The organism is Acidovorax sp. AC410 (assembly GCF_979253235.1).
Window position 1 is genome coordinate 6,188,967 of record NZ_CEEDCG010000001.1, and the last position, 20,476, is coordinate 6,209,442.

General features: G+C 67.0%; 18 protein-coding genes. 6 read left to right on the top strand and 12 right to left on the bottom strand.

Annotated features, from left to right (window positions below; translation table 11 throughout):
- The first annotated feature begins 3 nt into the window (after window positions 1-3).
- Window positions 4-1,278, top strand: coding sequence for an acyl-CoA dehydrogenase family protein (locus tag AC0IZS_RS28750; RefSeq protein WP_471638806.1), 1,275 nt, complete (start codon window positions 4-6; stop codon window positions 1,276-1,278).
- 44 nt (window positions 1,279-1,322) lie between these two features.
- Here AC0IZS_RS28750 and AC0IZS_RS28755 read toward each other — a convergent pair whose 3' ends face one another.
- From AC0IZS_RS28755 to AC0IZS_RS28765, 3 genes are all read right to left on the bottom strand, one after another.
- Window positions 1,323-1,724 (bottom strand): OsmC family protein, encoded by a 402-nt coding sequence (locus AC0IZS_RS28755; RefSeq protein ID WP_471638807.1) that lies wholly within the window; start codon window positions 1,722-1,724, stop codon window positions 1,323-1,325.
- Window positions 1,721-2,146, bottom strand: a complete 426-nt coding sequence (locus AC0IZS_RS28760; RefSeq protein ID WP_471638808.1) for an OsmC family protein — start codon at window positions 2,144-2,146, stop codon at window positions 1,721-1,723. The genes AC0IZS_RS28755 and AC0IZS_RS28760 overlap by 4 nt, the downstream gene beginning before the upstream one ends.
- A gap of 73 nt (window positions 2,147-2,219) precedes the next feature.
- Window positions 2,220-2,933: a hypothetical protein gene (locus tag AC0IZS_RS28765; protein WP_471638809.1), complete on the bottom strand. Its 714-nt coding sequence runs from the start codon at window positions 2,931-2,933 to the stop codon at window positions 2,220-2,222.
- An 80-nt stretch (window positions 2,934-3,013) separates the two neighbouring features.
- Between AC0IZS_RS28765 and AC0IZS_RS28770 the strand changes: the two genes are divergently transcribed.
- Entirely contained in the window at window positions 3,014-3,751 is a 738-nt protein-coding gene (locus AC0IZS_RS28770; protein ID WP_471638810.1) for a hypothetical protein, read from the top strand.
- On the opposite strand, the gene AC0IZS_RS28775 is transcribed toward AC0IZS_RS28770, so the two are convergent.
- From AC0IZS_RS28775 to AC0IZS_RS28785, 3 genes are all read right to left on the bottom strand, one after another.
- On the bottom strand, window positions 3,740-4,750 hold the full coding sequence (locus AC0IZS_RS28775) for an asparaginase (RefSeq protein ID WP_471638811.1): 1,011 nt from the start codon (window positions 4,748-4,750) through the stop codon (window positions 3,740-3,742). The two genes, AC0IZS_RS28770 and AC0IZS_RS28775, sit on opposite strands and share 12 nt — an antisense overlap.
- Window positions 4,751-4,775: 25 nt before the next feature.
- Window positions 4,776-7,313: a penicillin acylase family protein gene (locus tag AC0IZS_RS28780; protein ID WP_471638812.1), complete on the bottom strand. Its 2,538-nt coding sequence runs from the start codon at window positions 7,311-7,313 to the stop codon at window positions 4,776-4,778.
- Window positions 7,314-7,437: 124 nt separating this feature from the next.
- Window positions 7,438-8,367 carry an adenylate/guanylate cyclase domain-containing protein gene (locus tag AC0IZS_RS28785; RefSeq protein ID WP_471638813.1) on the bottom strand — a complete coding sequence of 310 codons (930 nt, stop codon included), beginning with the start codon at window positions 8,365-8,367 and terminating at the stop codon, window positions 7,438-7,440.
- Window positions 8,368-8,784: 417 nt separating this feature from the next.
- Here AC0IZS_RS28785 and AC0IZS_RS28790 point away from each other — a divergent pair, with 417 nt between their 5' ends.
- Window positions 8,785-9,141, top strand: a complete 357-nt coding sequence (locus tag AC0IZS_RS28790) for a hypothetical protein (RefSeq protein WP_471638814.1) — start codon at window positions 8,785-8,787, stop codon at window positions 9,139-9,141.
- 40 nt (window positions 9,142-9,181) lie between these two features.
- Here AC0IZS_RS28790 and AC0IZS_RS28795 read toward each other — a convergent pair whose 3' ends face one another.
- The 4 genes from AC0IZS_RS28795 to AC0IZS_RS28810 form a co-directional block, all read right to left on the bottom strand.
- Complete coding sequence (locus AC0IZS_RS28795) at window positions 9,182-10,177, bottom strand: LD-carboxypeptidase (RefSeq protein WP_471638815.1); 996 nt, start codon at window positions 10,175-10,177, stop codon at window positions 9,182-9,184.
- Between the two features lie 81 nt (window positions 10,178-10,258).
- Window positions 10,259-11,653 (bottom strand): tRNA adenosine(34) deaminase TadA, encoded by a 1,395-nt coding sequence (gene tadA, locus AC0IZS_RS28800; RefSeq protein ID WP_471638816.1) that lies wholly within the window; start codon window positions 11,651-11,653, stop codon window positions 10,259-10,261.
- Window positions 11,650-11,913 carry a hypothetical protein gene (locus AC0IZS_RS28805; RefSeq protein ID WP_471638817.1) on the bottom strand — a complete coding sequence of 88 codons (264 nt, stop codon included), beginning with the start codon at window positions 11,911-11,913 and terminating at the stop codon, window positions 11,650-11,652. Before AC0IZS_RS28805 ends, tadA begins: the two co-directional genes overlap by 4 nt.
- A gap of 174 nt (window positions 11,914-12,087) precedes the next feature.
- A complete protein-coding gene (locus tag AC0IZS_RS28810) occupies window positions 12,088-12,708 on the bottom strand; it encodes a LysE family translocator (RefSeq protein ID WP_471638818.1) in 621 nt (206 codons plus the stop codon).
- A 99-nt stretch (window positions 12,709-12,807) separates the two neighbouring features.
- Here AC0IZS_RS28810 and AC0IZS_RS28815 point away from each other — a divergent pair, with 99 nt between their 5' ends.
- A complete protein-coding gene (locus AC0IZS_RS28815) occupies window positions 12,808-13,812 on the top strand; it encodes a GlxA family transcriptional regulator (RefSeq protein ID WP_471638819.1) in 1,005 nt (334 codons plus the stop codon).
- A 4-nt stretch (window positions 13,813-13,816) separates the two neighbouring features.
- On the opposite strand, the gene AC0IZS_RS28820 is transcribed toward AC0IZS_RS28815, so the two are convergent.
- Window positions 13,817-14,932: a branched-chain amino acid ABC transporter substrate-binding protein gene (locus AC0IZS_RS28820; protein WP_471639592.1), complete on the bottom strand. Its 1,116-nt coding sequence runs from the start codon at window positions 14,930-14,932 to the stop codon at window positions 13,817-13,819.
- Window positions 14,933-15,152: 220 nt separating this feature from the next.
- Here AC0IZS_RS28820 and AC0IZS_RS28825 point away from each other — a divergent pair, with 220 nt between their 5' ends.
- Window positions 15,153-17,156, top strand: a complete 2,004-nt coding sequence (locus AC0IZS_RS28825) for a peptidase U32 family protein (RefSeq protein ID WP_471638820.1) — start codon at window positions 15,153-15,155, stop codon at window positions 17,154-17,156.
- Window positions 17,157-17,319: 163 nt separating this feature from the next.
- The gene (locus AC0IZS_RS28830) at window positions 17,320-18,603 is read left to right on the top strand and encodes an O-acetylhomoserine aminocarboxypropyltransferase/cysteine synthase family protein (RefSeq protein ID WP_471638821.1); all 1,284 of its coding nucleotides are present in this window, start codon (window positions 17,320-17,322) and stop codon (window positions 18,601-18,603) included.
- A 408-nt stretch (window positions 18,604-19,011) separates the two neighbouring features.
- On the opposite strand, the gene AC0IZS_RS28835 is transcribed toward AC0IZS_RS28830, so the two are convergent.
- A complete protein-coding gene (locus tag AC0IZS_RS28835) occupies window positions 19,012-19,968 on the bottom strand; it encodes a hypothetical protein (RefSeq protein WP_471638822.1) in 957 nt (318 codons plus the stop codon).
- Between the last annotated feature and the right edge of the window lie 508 nt (window positions 19,969-20,476).

A 20,476-nucleotide genomic window follows, 5' to 3' on the forward strand; every position in this document is an offset into this window, starting at 1 on the left:
CCCATGGACTTTGACTATTCCCCCAAGACCAAGGACCTGCAGGCCCGACTGCTCCAGTTCATGGACGAGCATGTCTACCCCAACGAGGCGGCGTACAAGAACGAACTGGCGGCCAACACCGCCGCCGGCAAGCGCTGGTCTGCCCTGTCCACCATCGAGAACCTCAAACCCAAGGCCCAGGCCGCCGGCCTGTGGAACCTGTTCCTGCCGGTGGACAGCGCCGCCGCGTCGGGCTACGCAGGCGCCGGCCTGACCAACCAGGAATACGCCCCCCTGGCCGAAATCATGGGCCGCGTGCCATGGGCCAGCGAGGTGTTCAACTGCTCCGCGCCCGACACCGGCAACATGGAAACCATCGCCCGCTACGGCGACGATGCCAACAAGGCGCGCTGGCTCAAGCCACTGCTGGAAGGCAAGATCCGCTCGGCCTTCGCGATGACCGAGCCCGACGTGGCCTCCAGCGACGCGACCAACATCGAGACGCGCATCGAGCGCGACGGCGACGAGTACGTGATCAACGGCCGCAAGTGGTGGATCTCGGGCGCAGCCGACCCGCGCTGCGCCGTGTTCATCACCATGGGCAAGAGCGACCCCGACGCCCCGCGCCACTCGCAGCAGAGCATGGTGCTGGTGCCCGCCGATGCCAAGGGCATCACCATCATCCGCCCGCTCAACGTGTTCGGCTACGACGATGCGCCCCACGGCCACGTCGAAATGACCTTCGACAACGTGCGCGTGCCCGTCTCCAATATCCTCTTGGGCGAAGGCCGTGGTTTCGAGATCGCCCAGGGCCGCTTGGGCCCTGGACGCATCCACCACTGCATGCGCCTGATCGGCCTGGCCGAGCGTGCGCTGGAGCTGATGTGCAAGCGCGCCAGCGCGCGCGTGGCCTTCGGCAAGAGCGTGGCCCAGCAGACCGTGACGCAGGAGCGCATTGCCGAGGCCCGCTGCAAGATCGACATGGCCCGCCTCCTGACCCTGAAGGCCGCATGGCTGATGGACGTGGCCGGCAACAAGGTCGCCAAGACCGAGATCGCCATGATCAAGGTCGTCGCCCCGAGCATGGCCTGCCAGGTGATCGACTGGGCCATGCAGGTGCATGGCGGCGGCGGCATGTGCGACGACTTCCCGCTCGCCTACGCCTATGCCGGCGCGCGCACCCTGCGCTTTGCCGACGGCCCGGACGAAGTGCACCGCAACGCCATCGCCAAGTGGGAGCTGGGCAAGTACGGCGCCTACGGCCGCGATGCCGGCGTGCCCATCACGCGCGGCAGCTAAGACGAGCCCGCGGCCCGGGGGCGCTTCTGCCACTGGCGCCGGGGTTAGACTCCCCGTTCGCTGGTGATCTCGGCCCCTTCGCGCAGGGCCTTGGTCACCGGCGTATTCGCCACCACCTCCAGCAGCCGCTCCCACTGCGCGTCGCTCAGTGCCTGGTTCGAATGCAGCACGCGGTGGATGTGCAACCGGCCCTCCTCGTCCTTGGCGAGGGACAACTCGGCCCGGAACTCGCCGAGGTTCCAGCCCTTGCGCTCGGCGTACATGCGCAGCGTGATGGCCGTGCAGGCCGACAGGGCCGCCAGGTAGTAGTCGAACGGAGCCGGGCCCTGCCCCTGGCCGCCGAGCGCCTTGGGTTCATCGGCGATCAGGTCGAAATGCCCTGCGCGCAGCTTGTGGACGTAGTTGGCATCACCCGACACCACCGAAGCCGATCCCATTTTCGTCATGGCAGTCCGCCTTCCGATGCCGCGAGTGCGGAGGCAATGCGCACCTCGCCGGTCAGCAGCTTGTGTACCGGGCAGGCATTGGCCACCTGCAGCAGGCGCGCGCGCTGCTCTTCGCTCAGAGCGCCCGACAGGGTGATGTTGCGCGTGATGTCGGTGCCGCTGGCGGGTGCCCCTTCGGGGTTGAGCTGCAGTGCCACCTCCACGCCGGCCAGGGGCCATTGCTTGCGCTTGGCGAACATCTGCAGGGTGATGACGGTGCAGGCCCCCAGACTCGACAGCAGCAGGTGGAACGGGGACGGGCCGGCATCGGCCCCGCCCAGGTCCTCTGGCTCGTCGCCCATCCAGGTGTGGCCGGCCTCATCAACCAAGGTCACGGCATAGGGTGTGGTCCCGCCGATGGCGCGGACAGAAGGTGTGCTCATTCAAATGCTCTCAGGCCCGGCGCCCATGCACCGGTGGTCCGGGATCATAGGAGAACCGGGCCAGGTCCCAGGATCACGCCTCGGGTCGCGGTGCCGACAGGTTTTGCGCGGCGGCCTGGGCGGCGGTCACGAGCACCGTGCGTGCATGCGCAATCTCGGTCAGGGTGCGCCGGGTGTGCTCGGTGCGCAGGTAGACGTGGCCGCGCGCAAGCATCAGCACCATGGGGGTTTCCGAACGCAGCGCGCCCTGCTCCCCCTCCACCGCATTGAGCAGCGCCGACACCAGGTGCGCGTGGATCCAGTGCTCGGCATGCTCGATGCGCTCGGCCACCACGGCAAAATGGCGCCGGAACGAGCCCGGCAGCTCGGGCCAGGACACCTCGTCGAACATGGACAGCCAGCGCATCTCCTCGGGCATGCGCGCGTCCACGCTGGTCTGCAGGTTGTCGGTGATGGCGTTGTAGGCGTGGCGCTCCAGGGCATCGCGCAGCGGGCGGTTGAGCACCAGCACGGCGGCGTCGGGGTCGGCCTTGACGTCGGCACGCCCGCGCAGCTCCAGCCCCAGGATGTAATCGCGCGTGGACGCACCGCACTCGAGCCGCCAGGGGTGGCCCAGGATCTCGCCGCCCACGTCGAAATGGCCCGCCACCACCTGCGGCACGCTGCTCAGGTGCTGATCGGCAATCCAGCGCGCCAGCTGCGGGCCCGTCACGGGCTGGTTGGAAGACAGGCCATCGGAGGCGTCGGACGGGGCACCGGCTAGGGCCTGGCGAATGCGATCAAACATGGTGTTCACAGGCCCGGGGGCCTTGCGGAAGTCGCGGGTAGCGCCATTATTGGCACAAACCGCTACGATTGGGGGACACCATGAGCTTGCCACCCGACATCCCCTCCCCGGTCCGTGAATTTTTGGCGGTTTCGACCGGGCGAACGCCGCATGCCCTGCAGCGCCGCGCCATGCTGGCGGCGGGGGCCGCATCCTGCCTGGCTGCAGCCGTCTGGTCGCCCTCTGCGCGGGCTGCGGCCGATCCGTGGACCCGCTCCGGCGCCACGGTGGATGCGCAGCGGCTGGTGCGCTGGGTGTCCGCCACCGCCAACCACCAGGGCATGCCCTTTGCCGTGATCGACAAGCCTGCGGCCACCATCCACGTGTTCGGCCCTGGCGGCGGCCATGCCGGCAGCGCGCCGGTGCTGCTGGGTTCGGCCCTGGGCGACCACTCGGCGCCCGGCATCGGCCAGCGGCCGCTGTCGCAGATACGCCCGCACGAGCGCACCACACCGGCCGGCCGCTTCGTGAGCGAGCCCGGCAGCAACCTGCAGGGCCATGACATCGTGTGGATCGACTACCCGTCGGCCGTCTCCCTGCACCGCGTGCGCGGCAACCCGGCCGAGCGCCGCGTGCAGCGCCTGGCCAGCCCCGTGCTGGCCGAGCGGCGCATCAGCCACGGCTGCGTGAATGCCCCGACGGACTTCTACAACCGCTGCATCGCCCCCTGGTTCGGCCGCGAGGCGGGTGTGGTCTATGTGCTGCCTGACGCGGAGCCGTTCGCCGCCTTCTTTCCGGCGGCGAACGCGGCCTACCCGCTGGCTCGGCTACCGTCCTGAACCAAGGCGAAATACGGGTCTGCGCCCGCCCACCTCCAGCCCGCGCGCATTGACGATACGCCCCGAGCGTCGAGGCGCCAGCGCCGCGCGCTGGGCCTCGCTGAGCCAGCCCAGCTGGTCCATCACCTCGACCGACGCCGCCACCTGCGCCAACATGCTGCCGTCCATGACCTTGAGCGCAAAGGCCTCGCCCCGGCTGCGGCTGCCCACCACCTGCACGCCGTCGGCACCGGTCTTCGACACCCAGTCGCCCGCGCCCACGCGCATGAAGTCGAGGTCGTGCCGCCCCGTGCCCGAGCCCAGCTCGGGCCGCGCCACCATGGCATCGGCCAGCGCCGTGAAGCTCTCGTCGAATTCAGTGTCCGGCGCACCGCCGGCCAGGCGCGCATAGCCGCGCGCCAGGTTGGCCAGCGGAATGGCGTAGTTGGGGGCCGAGCAGCCGTCGGTGCCGGCCGCCAGGTCCTCCGGCGCAAGGCCCACGGCCTGGGCCACGCGGCTGCGTACCGCCACCTGCAACGGGTGCCCTGGGTGCAGGTGATCATCCAGCGGCAGCCCCTGCTGCACGCACCAGGCCACGAAGCCGGCATGCTTGCCGCTGCAGTTGTTGTGGCGCTCATCGGGCACGAAACCCGCCGGCAGCGACCCGAGCCCCAGCTCGGCGAACAGCGGCCGGTGGCAGCCGCAGCGCAGCGCGTGGTAGTCCTTGCCGACGCTGGCGAGCATGCGCTCGACCTGCTCCACGTGCATGGGCTCGCCATTGTGGCTGGCGCACAGCAGCGCCAGATCGGCCGGCCCCCAGCCCAGGGCCTTGGCCCCGCCCGATTGCATGAACGGCAGCGCCTGAAACGCCTTGATGGTGGAGCGCGTGAACACCACCGATTGCGGGTCGCCCACCTGGGCGAGCACCTGGCCCGCGCGGTTGGCCACGGCCACGGCACCCCAGTGCTGGCATTCGACCAGGGCGCCCCGGGTGACTTCGATCAACGGTACGAAACCCATGGAAATCCTTGGAACTGTTCTTGGTTCAGGGCGCTGGTGCGAGTGTCAGGGAGTGGGCGAAGCGGGTCGGCTGGCGCTGCAGCAGGCGGTTGCCCGCCCCCGCCCAGGCCGTCGCCATGTCGCGGTAACGCGGCGAGAACACCAGGCCGCTCTGCCCTGTCTGGTAGATGAAGGTCGATTGTTCCAGGTCCGCCAGATCGTAGATGGCGCGCAGCGATGCGGCGTGGCGGTTCGCGAACGGGGTCTTGGCATCGCCCGCGTTGTACTGGCCCACGTTCACCGTGTACGAGTCGCCATTGGACGGCACGCTCACGTCGAACCAGCGCGCCAGCGCCGCCACGTTGCCGAACGGCCGGTGCCCGCTGACCGCGGGGTGGGCATCGCCCCAGCGCCAGGCAGCGGGATCGGCGCCGTAGGCGGCCTGCAGCCGGTCCAGTGCCCGGCCCAGCGCCGCGGCCGACTGCTCGGCGCAGGTGGACGGCTGGCACCACCAGGTGTCGTTGCGCGCGAGCATGCCTTCGATGCCGGCACGGTAGTCGCGCTTGCCGTAGGTCGCGGCAAAGCGCGCCTCGCCGATGCGCGGCACCACCAGGCCACGCACCAGCTCGTCGGTCCACGCGGCCATGATCAGCGGCGCCGCGCGGCCGGCATCCATCACGCCGTCGAAGTCCTTGAGCAGGGCCTGCGCCCTGGCGGCCAGTGGGTGGCCGGACTGCGCCTGCTGCAGGTAGGGCAGCAGGTGGCGTGCGGCCAGCGATGCGGTGTCGAGCTGGATGGCCTGCAGGCTCGCGGCCGTGTGCTTGGGGCGGGCCTCGATCAGTTGGGCAATGCGCTCGTAGCGGTAGGGCAGCGCCCAGTCCTGCGTCAGGTAGTGCGGGTAGCCGGGCGGCGTCACGCGCTGGTTGGCCGTGGCGATCCAGCCCTTGGCGCCTTCGTCCTGCGGGGTCTGGTCCAGGGGAAGCCAGCCCTTCCAGTCGTAGCGCGCGTCCCAGCCGGGCGATGGGGCCACGCCGCGGATGTCGTTGTCCGGCGCGCGCACGGGCACGCGGCCCATGGCCTGGAAGCGGATGCGCCCGTTCAGGTCGGCCGCCACCACGCTCTGCATGGGCGCCTGGTGGTGCTCAAAGGCGGCGAACAGGTCCTGCACCGTGGTGGCCTGGTTGACCATCAGCCCGGCCAGCACGGTCTGGTTGTCGGCGTCCAGCGCCGTCCAGCGCAGGGCCAGCACGTACTTTTTCAGGTCCAGCACGTCGGCGTGCGACTTCTGGGCGTCGCTGAGCACCGGGCCGTGGCGCGTGCTGCGCAGCGCGATCTCCACGTCGGGCTGGCCCTTGACGCGGATGAGCTCCTTGCGCACCGCGAATGGCGCCCAGCCCTCGGGCGTGCGGTACTGCGTGGCGTCTGCCGGGTTGATCTGCTCCAGGTACAGGTCCTGCACGTCGGGGCTGGTGTTGGTGAAGCCCCAGGCCACGCTGGCCGTGCGGCCCAGCACCACGAAGGGCAGGCCCGGCAGCGTGGCGCCCAGGGCGTCGATGGCGCCGATCGGCGAGCCGTCCGATGCCTTGCCGGCCGGCGCCTGCAGGCGGGCGTAGTACCAGATGGCGGGCGCGCTCAGGGACAGGTGAGGATCGTTGGCCAGCAGCGGCTTGCCGCTTTCGGTGTGCGAGCCGGCCAGCACCCAGTTGTTGCTGCCCTTGCCGTCGTTGGTGCCGGCATTGCGGCCGAGCTCGTCGGCCCAGGCCAGGATGCCCGCGCTGATCTGGCGCGCCACCGGGCCGCCGCCCTGCCCTGGCGCATCCGCCCCGGGCTTCCTGGCGGCCTGCAGCGCTGCGCCACGGTCCAGGCCGGCATTGGGCGCAGCGCCTGCGGCAGCTTCGCCACGGTACACCCCCAGTTGCCGGTACAGCGCCGCCAGGTCGGCCGACGCGGCAGGCGGTTCGCCCGGGTACGGTGGCATCAGCTGCCACAGCCGGTCGGTATCGAGCGTGCGGGCCACGGACAGGCGCGCGAATTCATTGCCCCAGTTGCCGCCCAGGTCCAGCGCCATCATCACCGCCCACCCCACGCTGTCCTCGGGCTCCCACACGGCGCCAGCCTCGCCGCCGGGCTTCACCCCCAGCACCAGGAACTCGGGCGGCAGGGCCTGCGGGCGGTCCTTGTGGAAGGCATGGATGCCCTTGCTGTAGGCCTGCAGCGCCTCGCGGGCGTACAGGGGCAGGCCGGCGTACTGCTTGCGCGCAGTGCCCACGATGTCCAGCGAGCGCATGAGCTTGTCGGTCTCCAGCGTGGCCTCGCCAAACACTTCGGAGAGCTGGCCGTGCATCACGCGGCGGTTGAACTCCAGCTGCCAGGTGCGCTCCTGCGCATGCACATAGCCCATGGCAAACCAGGCGTCCTGCGGGCTTTGCGCGCCGATGTGCGTCACATCCGCCCCATCGCGCTGCACGCTCACAGGCCGGGCCAGGCCGGCGACCGTGATCTTTCCGTCCACCACGGCAAAGGTCCGCTGCACATAGATGGCGGCCCCCGCCCCCACCAGCAAGGCCCCGGCCACCAGGGCCACGGCCGTTTTTCTTGATCCACGCCATATCGTTCTGTCCTGTTTTGTCTCGGTCTAGTCGCCGAGCATTGTGTCAGAACGTTTCGGATCGCCCCTGCAAAAAAGGGCCATGCCGATGCACCGGGCCCTAGCCCAAATGCACGTTGCCGCCCACCACCTGGAAGTGCATCTTGGGCGCGGTGGGCTCGCTGAAAGACACGCCCAGCGCAATCTCCCCGGTACCGTGCAGGATGCAGGCGTCGCGGCGCAGGCGCACGGGTGAGTCGCTGCCCTCAAAGCGCACCCAGGTGCCGAAACTGCTCATGTCGGTCAGCACGAAGCCGCTGTTGCGCCAGTCGATGCGGGCATGCAGGCGTGACACCCGGGGGTCGTTGATGCGCAGCTGCATCTCGGTGGCCCGACCCAGATGCACCGGGGCATCGGCCGAGCTGAACGACAGATCCACCCCATGCCAGGAGAACTGGATCTGCCCCAGGATGGAATCCACCGGCGAGAAATTGCTGACCAGCGCCGACTGCATGGTGAGCGAGTCGGGCTCTTCATCCTGGCGCCACTCCACTTGGTAGAGCATCAGGGTCTCGGCCTTGCCACGGATTTCCATCACCCCGAGCTTGCGGTACCAGACCGAGGCCGCAGCACCGGCCAGCAGCACCGCAGTTTCGGTGGCCCAGATCTCGGACGGGCCGGCCCGTTCGCACAGGCGCGAGGCCACGTTCACGGCATCGCCATAGCAATCGCCATCGACATCCACCACCTCGCCGCTGGCCACGCCCACGCGGATGTCCATGCGCAGGGGGTGGGGCCAGCGGTCCAGCCGGGTCAGGTGCTTGCGCTGCATCTCGGCCATGGCCGACACGGCGCCCGCGGCATCGCCAAAGATGCCCAGCACGCCGTCGCCCAGCTTCTTGACGACGCGCCCCGCATTGCCCTCGATGGTGTCGGCGATCCACTGGGTCAGCTGCGTCACCGCTTCGGTGGCGCGCTCGTTCCCCAGCGTCTCATAGAGCGACGTACTCCCGGAAATGTCGGCAAAGACCACCGTCGATAGAACCGTCATGGGCACGCAGGCGCAGGTAACATCATGTGACCCAGTTTAGTTCAAGCGCCTGCAATGTGCATGGCGCCATGTCATGGGGCGGGCCTGTGGGAAGCATGGGGCCAGGCCCCTTGGGGTGCGCCCTGCCCAACCGTGCGCGCAAGCACCAGGCGCCCCGTTCTCCACCCATTCGCAAGGCCGGCAGCGCCTTGCAGGCCTTTGTCGGCGCACGGCACCCACAGCGCAGCGTACCGGGCATGACTCCTGCTTAATCCTTTCATACTAGAAGCAAAAAGGCATCGAGAGCTTGCAATTGTTTGCAAAAAGCTATCAGAGCCTGTTGGCTTTCTGCGAAAAACGGGGGTGGCCCCCTTGCATTTGCACGGTCGGCCACTTACCTTGAGACCCTGTTACCTATTTATGGTGAAGAACCATTCCATGCGCTGGAACAAACCCTATGTACGCGGCAGCAGCCTGCACGGCCTGATTGGCCGTGATGCGCCTGCGTCGACCGCCTGGGTGCGTGACCAGCAACTGGAAGAAGTGCGCCGCGCCATGATCAGCAGCCTGTCGGGGTTTTCCGGCTGCGAGGTGGCGCGCATGAACATCCGCCTGCGCTACGCGGGTGACATCGAGGCGCTGTGGTACCTGCGCACCGACCTGCAGAGCACCCTGGCGCCTCTGCAGGGAGAGCCATCTGCCAAAAACGTCATCGCGCAGGTGACACTCCTGTTCCAGGGCCTGTTGCCGCGCGCCCTGGGTACGCCGGTGGCACGCGCGTCGTCGGCATCCTGAGCGGCAAGCCCCTGCGGCGCGCGGCGCCTTTGTGCAGGGCCTACAGATGCCCCCAATAAATCAGCGCGTCGCGCTCTTCCACCGACAGTGACACCGTAGCCCCCACGGGCAACAGCACCTTGGTCTCCACATGCCCGAACGGCAGGTTGGTGAGCACGGGCGCCTTGATCTGGCTGCGCAGCCAGTCCACCACCGACTGCAGCTTGTAGCCCTTGTCGTGCGGCACCAGCTTGAACTGGGTGAACTGGCCCAGCACCACCGCCTTTTGCTGCGCCAGCACGCCGGCGTGCAGCAACTGGGTCAGCAGGCGCTCGATGCGGTAGGGGTGCTCGTTCACGTCTTCGAGGAACAAGATGCCGCCCTTCACGCTGGGCAGGTAGGGCGTGCCCACCAGCGATGCCAGCACCGCCAGGTTGCCACCCCACAGTTGGGCGCTCTTCACATAGGTGTCGGGCACGGCCGGCTTGCCGGTGGTGGCATGGGGCTTTTCGCGGTGCATGCGCCAGCCCGTGCCTTCGCCATGGCCCGTCAAGAGGTCGTCGAAGCAGGCTTCCATGATGTCGTCGGGCTCGCCCGCCACGCCGAAGTCGGCGCCCAGGGCCGGGCCGGCCCAGCTCACGGCGCCGGTCTGCGCCAGCAGCGCGTTCTGGAAGGCCGTGAAATCGCTCAGGCCGACGAACTTCATGCCCTTGTCGATGGCCTTGGCCACCGCCTTGTAGCGGATGCCCGGCAGGATGCGCGAGAGCCCGTAGCCCCCGCGCGAGATCAGCGCCACATGCGCGCCGCTGGCGGCCGCGCGGTGGATGGCGGCCAGACGGGTGGCGTCATCGCCGGCAAACCGGGTGTGGCTGGCCAGGGCGTCCACATCCACCTCGACCTCGTGGCCCAGGGCCTTGAGGCGGGCAATGCCGCGCTTGAAGGCCGCCTTGTCGCGCACGGCGCTGGACGGCGAGTAGATATAGATGTGCTTGGGACCATGGTCGTGGTCGCAATCGGCGTGGTCGTGATGGTGGTGGTGATCGTGATCGTTGTGCAAAGCGTTCAGGCGCCGGTCGGCGGGCCTGCTCCGTGAAATGGATGCCGCTGGCGGGCCACAAAGAGCGGCGCTGGCGTGCGGTCAGGGTGCGAAGTATTCCACAGCCCGTTCGGCAATGCCCCGCCCATGCTCCTGCACGAAGTGCCCGGCCTGCGGCAGCACCACGGGATCGGGGCAGTTGCGGATGTCCTTTTGCAGCGCCTGCATGGTCGCCGGGCCCAGCACCGGGTCCTGCGCGCCCACCACCATCAGGCTTTGGCCCTGCCACTGCTGCTGCCAGAAACTGCGCGCCCGGCGCGAGATGGCAGCGCCCTCGTCCTGCGGCCCGGCTGGCACGCGCTCGGGGAAGGCGCGCAGCGCAGCGCGGTAGCCCTTGTCGGGAAACGGCGCATCGTAGGCCGCGCATTCGGCCGGCGAGAGCTGCGGATTGCCGCGCGCGAGCAGCCGGCCCACGCCGAACAAAGGCTTGTCGCGGCACATGGCACGCCAGTCCACAAAGCCCTGCGGCAGCGGCACATCGCCGGTGGCCAGCAGCGTGTTCATCACCAGCAGGCCGCCAAAGCGCTCCGGGCAGTCCATGGGCACGGTCAGGCCCAGGATGCCGCCCCAGTCCTGCACCACCAGCACGGTACGCTGCAGGTTGAGGCGCTCCACCAGCTCCAGCAGCACCTGGCGGTGCCATTCGAAGCGGTGCACGGCCTCCTTCTTGGGCTTGTCGCTCCTGCCGAAGCCAATCAGGTCGGGCGCCACCACGCGGTCGCCCGCCGTCAGCCACACGGGCAGCATGTGGCGGTACAGGTAGCTCCACGCCGGGTTGCCGTGCAGGCACAGCCAGGTGCGCGGCGCGTCCTGCGGGCCTTCGTCGAGGTAGTGCAGGCGCAACCCGGCCAGGCTGGGCAGGTCGCTTACATAGTTGGGCGCCCAAGGGTAGCCCGGCAGGTCGGCAAAGGCCGCGTCGGGCGTGCGCAGCGCGTCGTCGCGCAGCGGGTGGCGTGCCAGCGCATCGGCACGCTGCTGGCTGCGCAGCGCGCCGAAGAAGCCGGTGAGCAGCGCGCTGCATTCGGTGGCCAGCACCCCGGCCTGCACCTGGGTCTGGTGGTTGATGGCGGTGTGGGCAAACAGGTCGAGCACCGAGCCTGCGGCGCCCGTCTTCGGCTCCGTGGCGCCATAGACCACGCGCGCCAGCCGCGCATGCAGCATCGCCCCGCTGCACATGGCGCAGGGCTCCAGCGTGACATAGAGCGTGCAGCCGTCGAGCCGGTAGTTGCCCAGGCGCTGCGCCGCCGCGCGCAAGGCCACGATCTCGGCATGGGCTGTGGGGTCGTTGGCTTGCACCGGGGCGTTGCGGCCGGTGGCGATCACCTGGCCATCCTTGACGACCACCGCGCCCACTGGCACCTCGCCTGCCTCGGCAGCGGCGCGCGCCTCGGCCAGCGCCAGGCGCATGCCATCCTCGTCGGTGAACGGGCCTGTCATTTCTCCATGTCGCGCAGGGTTTCCGCGCGCTGTTTGGCGATCTCATCGAGCTGCTGCTGGACCTGTTGCTGCGCCTGCTGGCTCTGCTCGCGCACATTGCCCGTGGGATTGATCACCGGGGCCGATGCGCCGGTGCCCGGTATCTGCACCTGCTGCAGCGCAGGCACGGGCGCGCGCGTGGCCGACAACTGCTTCTTGGCGACGATGCCCACGATGGCCAGCACCACGACCAGCCCCACCAACCCGAACAATCCACGCATGCCTGTGCTCCCGGTACGCGACTGACAAAACTCTTCTGGCGTCGTTGCTGCGTCTTGTCGTACTACCGTACTGCCTGCGACACAGCGCCTAGCCAGAACCGCTTCGCTGAGTTTTGTCAGCCGCTTGTCTTACTGTGCAACCCGCACTGTAAACCGGGATGGTGCAAGCACCACTCAGTGCGTCATGGGAAGCGCCGCACCCATCAACCCGAACAGCGCACCGCAGGAGCGGTTGAACTTCTTGCCCGTGCGCTGCAGCCAGGGGCGGATGCGGTGCGCCAGGCTGGCCAGGCCAAACTCCACCAGGCATTCCACCGCCGCGAACGTACACGCCATGACCACGAACTGCAGCCACAGGTCGCGCCCCGGGGCGATGAACTGCGGCAGGAAGGCGCCATAAAACAGCAGCACCTTGGGGTTGGAGATAGCCGCCAGCAGCCCTTGCCGGAACAGCCTGCCGCCGGTGACCGCCCGCTCGCCCCGGGCACTCGGCAATGCCTCCAGCTGCATGGGCGGGGCCCGCCACAGCTGGATGCCCAGCCACACCAGGTAGGCGCCGCCCACCCATTTCATCACCGTGAGCGCATGCGCCGACGACTGCAGCAGCGCACCGATGCCCAGCATCGACAGCCCGATCAGCGCCACGAAGCCCACCGCCCCGCCGCCAATGGTCCACAGCGTGCGGGCTCGCCCGTGCAGGGCACCATGGGCCAGCACCAGCAGGCTGTTGGGCCCGGGGGTCAACGACAGACCGACGACCGCGAGCAGGTAGACCAGCCAGATGTTCAGTTCCATTGCAGCACTTTCTCTTGAAGCAGGCCTGCAGTCTAGGCGTGCATTGCTGCCCCAACAGCACCCAATCTGGCTACCATAGATACCAAATTAGACACCCGCATGAGCACCTCCAGCCCCTTGCCCCGCCCCGACGTGCGCCTGTTGCTGCTGCCGCTGCCCGACTTCGCACTGCTGCCCTTTGGCGGCTTTCTGGACAAGCTGCGCTTTTCGGCCGACGACGAGGACCACAGCCGCCAGCGCTACTGCGCCTGGACCCTGCTCGGCATCGACGGCGCACCCGTGCTCTCCAGCAGCGGCGTGCAGGTGAACTTGGACACCACGGCCGACGCCGTGGACCTGGCGGCCTTCGACTACCTGGTGGTCTTTGGCAGCCGCACGGTGCAGGCCTCGCGCGGGTACGTGCAGGCCTACGGCCCGGTGCTGCGCAAGGCGGCGGCGCGGGGCCTGCCGCTGGTGGCCATCGACAACGCCAGCTTTCTGCTGGCCGAAGCCGGCCTGCTCAGGGGCCACCGCGTGGCCCTGCACTGGCGCCATGTGGCCGAGTTCCGCCACGCCTTTCCGCGCATCGCGGTGGCCAGCGAGCAGATCTATTGCTTTGACCGCGAGCGCATCACCTGCGCGGGCGGCACGGCGGCCATCGACATGGCGGTGGAACTGCTGTCACGCCACTGCGGCCGGGTGCGGGCCTTCAAGGGCCTGGCCGACATGCTGGTGGACGCGCCCCGGCACCAGGGCCACCACCTGCAGTCGATGGAAGGCGGCGGGCCCGACCTCACCCGCCACCTGGCGCGCGCGGTGGCGCTGATGCGCAGCTCCCTGGCCGATGGCCTGACCGTGGCCGACCTGGCAGCGCGCATCGGCATCGGCCGCCGGCAGCTGGACCGGCTGTTCACCGAGCAGATGGGCATGAGCGCCCACGAGCACTGGACAAAGATGCGCATGGAGCACGCCCACTGGCGCGTGAGCAATTCGCACCACAGCCTGGCCGCCATTGCCGACGAAGTCGGTCTGGGCAATGCCAGCAGCCTGGCACGGCTGTTCCGCAAGCACTATGGCACCAGCCCTGGTGCGGTGCGCGCAGGGCGGGCCAAAGCCGCGCCCTGAAAGATCAGTTCAGTGCTACGCGGCTGCCATCTTTGTACGTGTACAGAGTGACGGCAGGCGTGGTCAGCTCACCCTTGGCGGTGAACGCGATGTTCGCGGTCACGCCCTTGTACTCGGTCTTGCCGATGAAGGGGATGTACACCTTGGGGTCCACCGAGTTGGCGCGCTTCATCGAATCGACCAGCACCATGGCCGCGTCGTAGGCGTAGGGGCTGTAGATCTGGAACTGGCCGGGGAACTTGGCGTCGTAGCGCTTCTTCCAGTCGGCGCCGCCCTGCATCTTGGCCACCGATGCACCGCCCGTGGCGCAGGTCACGTTCTTGAGGGCAGGCGTCTTGCCGGCCAGCTCGGGCAGCTTTTCGGTACACAGCGCATCGCCGCCGAAAAACTTCACGTTGCCCAGGCCCAGCTGTTCCATCTGGCGCAGCATGGGGCCGGCCTGGGCATCGAGGCCGCCGTAGAAGATGGCATCGGGCTTCTTGTTCTTGATGGCGGTCAGGATGGCCATGAAGTCCGTGGCCTTGTCGGTGGTGAACTCCTCGCCCACTACCTTGAGGCCCTTTTGCTGCGCCGTGGCCTTGAAGACCGAGGCCACGCCCTGGCCGTAGGCCGTGCGGTCGTCGATGATGGCCACGGACTTGAGCTTCAGGTGGTCGGCCGAGAAGATGGCCAGCGCCGCACCCAGCGCGCTGTCGTTGGCGATCAGGCGGTAGGTGGTCTTGTAGCCGGGCTTGGTCAGGTCGGGGTTGGTGGCGGCGGCCGTGATGTGCGGCACGCCGCACTTGTCGTACACCGCCGCGGCGGGGATGGAGGTGCCCGACTGCAGGTGGCCCACCACGCCGGCCACCTTCTGGTCGCACAGCTTTTGCGCCACGGCGGTGGCCTGGCGCGGGTCGCCCGCATCGTCTTCGGCCGCGAGCTCGAACTTGATCTTCTTGCCACCAATCACCAGGTTCTGCGCATTCAGGTCATCCAGCGCCAGGCGCACGCCGTTTTCCGTGTCCTTGCCGATGTGGGCAATGCCGCCCGACAGCGGGCCCGCATGGGCGATCTTGACGACCTGCACGTCCTGCGCCAGGGCGGCGGTGCAGGCAACGGTGGCGGCTGCCGCAGCAACCAGAGAGAGGTGAAAGCGCGAACGGGAAGCAAAGGACACAGGCAAAACTCCGGATGAGCAAGGACAAGGGAGAGCGCGCTGACCAGAGGGACAGGCCAGGCGCCGCCATCCTATCCCGACTTCGGCACATCAGACTTGCACAACAGAATTGCATACAGCATTAGTCGAGCTAATTGGAATCCCATTGGACCGGGAGTGGCAGGCGCTGGGATAATTGCGCCCCATGTCTCTCCTGCCCCACCAGCTCGAACTGCTCGCGCCTGCGCGCGATGCGGACATTGGCATCGAAGCCATCAACCACGGTGCCGACGCCGTCTACATCGGCGGCCCGGCCTTCGGCGCACGCGCCGGGGCGGGCAACGACATCCGTGACATAGCGCGCCTGGTGCGCCACGCGCACCGCTTCAACAGCCGCATCTTCATCACGCTCAACACCATCCTGCGCGACGATGAGCTCGAAGACGCGCGCCAGATGGCCTGGCAGGTCTACGAGGCCGGGGCCGATGCGCTGATCATCCAGGACATGGGCCTGCTCGAAATCGACATGCCGCCCATCCAGCTGCATGCCAGCACGCAGACCGACATCCGCACACCCGAGAAAGCGCGCTTTCTGCAGGACGCGGGCCTGTCGCAGATCGTGCTGGCGCGCGAGCTCACGGTGCAGCAGATCGCCGCAGTGCACCAGGCCCTGGGCCCGGTGGACGCGCCCGGGCGCGCCAACATCGAGTTCTTCATCCACGGCGCGCTGTGCGTGGCCTACAGCGGCCAGTGCAACATCAGCCATGCGCAGACCGGCCGCAGCGCCAACCGCGGCGACTGCAGCCAGGCCTGCCGCCTGCCCTACCAGGTGACCGATGCGCAGGGCCGCTTCATCGCGCACGACAAGCACGTGCTGAGCATGAAGGACAACAACCAGAGCGACAACATGCGCGCGCTGATCGATGCCGGCGTGCGCAGCTTCAAGATCGAAGGCCGCTACAAGGACATGGGCTACGTGAAGAACATCACGGCCCACTACCGCACCCTCATCGACGGCATCATGGAGGAGCGCGAGTCCTCGGGACACCCGCTGTCGCGCTCGTCGAGCGGGCGCACCACGTTCACCTTCACGCCCGACCCGCTGCAGAACTTCAACCGCGAGTTCACCGACTACTTCGTCACCGGCCGCAAGCAGGACATCGGCGCCTTCGACACCCCCAAGAACCCCGGCCAGGCCATCGGCTGGGTGACCAAGGTGGGCGCCGATTTCGTGGAGCTCGAAGTGAGCAGCCCCGCTACCGTGCTGCACAACGGCGACGGCCTGTGCTATTACGACCTGCACAAGGACCTGGTGGGCATGGCCATCAACCGGGCCGAGCCCGTGTCGCCGCGCAGCACCGCGCAGTGGCGCGTGTTCCCCAAGGACCCGATGGAGGGTTTCAAGGACCTGCGCAAGGGCACCGAAATCAACCGCAACCGCGACATGGACTGGGTGCGCACGCTCGACAAGAAGTCGAGCGACCGCCGCATCGGCCTGTGGGTCTACCTGTCGGAAACGCCCACCGGCTTTGCCCTTACGCTGACGGATGAAGACGGCTATGCCGGCGGCGCACAGCTCGACCACGCGCACCAGCCAGCCACCGATGCCGCCAAGGCCGAGGCCAGCCTGCGCGAGCACCTGGCCCGCTTTGGCGCCACCATCTTCGCGGTGAACGACGTGGGCCTGCAGCTCTCGCAGCCCTGGTTCATCCCCGCATCGGCCGTGAACGCGCTGCGCCGCGACGCCCTGGCCGACCTGGAGGCCAACCGCGCCAAGGGTTTTACGCGCCTGCAGCGCGCCACCCCGGTGGAGCCCCCCGCCCCCTACCCCGAAGACACGCTGAGCTTTCTGGGCAACGTGTTCAACCACAAGGCGCACGACTTCTACGTGCGCCACGGCGTGAAGGTGATCGATGCGACATACGAGGCGCACGAGGAAGAAGGCGAAGTCAGCCTCATGATCACCAAGCATTGCGTGCGCTTCTCGATGAGCCTGTGCCCCAAGCAGGCCAAGGGCGTCACCGGCGTGCAGGGCACCATCAAGGCCGAACCGCTGATGCTCATCAACGGCAAGGAAAAGCTGACCCTGCGCTTTGACTGCAAGCCCTGCGAGATGCACGTGGTGGGCAAGATCAAGCGCCAGGTGCTTAATCAGGCACGCGAGACGCCGCTGAACTTCTACCGCACGCGACCGCAGCAGGGCAGCTGAGCGGGGCGCCAGCCTGGCAGGTCCACCCCTGCCGTCACTGGCCGCATAAGCACATACGAAACGATTCGATCTGCCTCTGGAGGGGCGGTGGAAGAATGGTTCAGGCACTCCATTGGGGTGCCTTGCCCATTCGCACCACCCCTTTCCAAGAGACAAGCCAACCATGCAGATCGAAACCCTGGCCGTGCACGCCGGCTACAGCCCTGACCCAACGACCAAAGCGGTCGCCGTTCCCATCTACCAGACGGTGGCTTATGCCTTCGACAGCGCGCAGCACGGCGCCGATCTGTTCGACCTCAAGGTGCCGGGCAATATCTACAGCCGCATCATGAACCCGACCAACGACGTGCTCGAAAAGCGCATCGCGGCGCTGGAGGGCGGCATTGCCGCGCTGGCCGTCGCATCGGGCATGGCCGCCATCACCTACGCCATCCAGACCATCGCCGAGGCGGGCGACAACATCGTGTCCGCGAGTACTCTTTACGGGGGTACCTACAACCTGTTCGCCCACACCCTGCCGCAACAAGGCATCACCACCCGCTTTGCCGACCCGCGCGACCCGGCCAGCTTTGCGCAGCACATTGACGCACGCACCAAGGCCATCTTCATCGAAAGCATCGGCAACCCGCTGGGCAACGTGACCGACATCGCCGCCCTGGCCAAGGTGGCGCACGACCATGGCGTGCCGCTGATCGTGGACAACACCGTACCCAGCCCCTACCTGCTGCGCCCCATCGAACACGGCGCCGACATCGTGGTGCACTCGCTCACCAAGTACCTGGGCGGCCACGGCAACAGCGTGGGCGGGGCGATTGTGGACAGCGGCAAGTTCCCTTGGGGCCAGCACAAGGCCCGCTTCCCGCGCCTCAACGAGCCCGACGTGAGCTACCACGGCGTGGTCTACACCGAAGCCCTGGGCCCCGCCGCCTTCATCGGCCGCGCCCGCGTCGTGCCCCTTCGCAACACGGGCGCCGCGCTGGCACCGCAGAACGCCTTTCTCATCCTGCAAGGCATAGAGACCCTGGCCCTGCGCATGGACCGCATCTGCGACAACACCCTGGCCATCGCCCAGTACCTGCAGGCCCACCCCAAGGTCGAATGGGTGCGCTACGCCGGCCTGCCCGACAACCCGGACTATGCGCTGGTGCAGCGCCAACTGGGCGGGCGCGCGTCGGGCATCCTAAGCTTTGGGGTGAAGAACAGCGATGCCGATCCGCGGGCTGCGGGTGCGCGTTTTCTCGATGCGTTGCAGCTTTTCACCCGCTTGGTAAACATTGGCGATGCGAAGTCACTGGCCACGCACCCTGCATCGACCACGCACCGCCAGCTCAATCCCGAGGAACTGGCCAAGGCGGGTGTGAGCGAGGGGATGGTGCGCTTGTCGGTGGGGATTGAGCACATCGATGATTTGAAGGCGGATTTGGAGCAGGCATTGGCAAAGGTGTGATGGCGGGCTGGCCTGTCAACAGGCCGTTCCCGTAGGTTAGTAGCGCCTGCCATCACGAATCGGATCGCGAAGGGCTATGCAAATAGCCCTCGTTGTCGATGGCCCTCCGAGTACCAGGTAGCCATGAGGTGGCTGTCAGGCTATCGCGCAGGAAAGATCAAATCGTCGCCCTCCCCACCTTCATCTTGGCCATTGAGTTCCAAAGAACATAACTGGAATTCCAGGCCTCCAACGCCGGAGATCGCTCGGTAAATCAAAGGATTCCCTTACCCATCGCGGGCAGGGGAGGCGCGCGATTCCGGAACGCTCAGCTCCTCGCGATTGCCAGGCATTCGCCCGTGCCGAGCAGCCCATACAGCCCAGGATCAGCCTACCAATTCCAAATTGGCAGTCTTCTGCAGGGCAGAGTCAAATGAATAAGCGTGCCTCGAAGTCCTCGGTGGAGGGAAAGGCTCCGGCTTCAGTCATTTGACACATCAAGCGAGACAGCAGACTCCGAACCTCAACAATGTGTTCCTCAAGCTGGGCATCCGTGGTCGCGGCCCCATGTACTGCCTTTGATCGGTAGTCATACAGCGTTTTGATGCGCCGATATAGCGCCAGCCGACCCGGCCCCATTTCCTCAAGATACGAAGCTGCGAGCGCAGACAGCCGGAAGCGCAGCTCCGAACTAATGCCGAACAGGGCTTCAAAGCCTGCCCACAAGGAAGCGGCAGACATGCGCAAATTCGCTTGTTGATGGTGGGTTGTCAGCGAATCAACCGCAAGCCGGAAAGCAGGCCGCTCCAACAGATCAATCCATGCCGCCAAGTGCTGATGAACCCAATCGAGCGATTCACTCGACACCGCCACAACCTGACCCATTCTGCGGGCAGCAGGGACATCTTCCAGCAACTGCACCTCGCACATTCCGGCCTCCACCGCAGGGATGGCATCCCATGACACGCTGGCAACCGCTGGAACCAGAAGATCCGCTAAAGTACGACAGCGAATAGCCGAGATGATCCACCAGCCCAGATTGAAAGGCTGCTGCGGATCGCCGGGCACGTCGCGCGGCACGGCCAGTTCATGCGTCACCCCTGGCATGTGACGCGCAATTGCGCTCATGAGGCCCTTGTTCCTCAACGCCCCGGCAAGTTCTATTTCCCCTGGAGGCCGCTGTACTTCTCGCAGCGTTGCTATCCCGGAGAACACATATGGGCCAGCGTCCAAGGAGAGGCCAGACAATGCGAAGCAGTGTTCTGCAACACCGCCTAAGGCTTCTAAGTGTGCTCTGGCCATGTCCTTCCGATGCTTGAAGTGCTGCGCCAAGCCTTCCGCTGCCTTCATCGCATCTGTCATTTGTCTTGGCTTTTTTGCTTGCATGTTGCCATCTTCGCAGGATCGAACGAGGGCCAGTTGCCAGTCGGTTGCCAGAACAAGCCGCACCTTTGCAATCCATTGCAATGGCCCAGCGTGTCTGCACCTATCAAACACCATTCGAGCAAGAACCCTATAGACGACATCGCCCCGCCAATCGCCCGGCCGCGGCAGACCCAACCTAAGGTCGAGTGGGCCCGCTACGCTGCCCCACCCGAACATGCGCAACGCCATCTGGGCGAGCGTGTATCGGTGATGCCTGAACTTTGAGGTCAAGAGCAGCGATACAGATCCGCGTGTGCCAACGGCACGTGCAGGCACAGCGCCGCATCTGCTGATGCTTACACCCACCAAGATCAATGGCTCACAATAGTGAACTATGAATTTTTAAAAAATCTTGAAAGACCCCACACGCACAACCCTGCTTTTATTCGTTGCTGTTGACCGTAAATTCGCCAAAATCTATTTACCTTTGGCTGCTAAAAAGGCCCCCAAAACACAGACAGCACTAAAC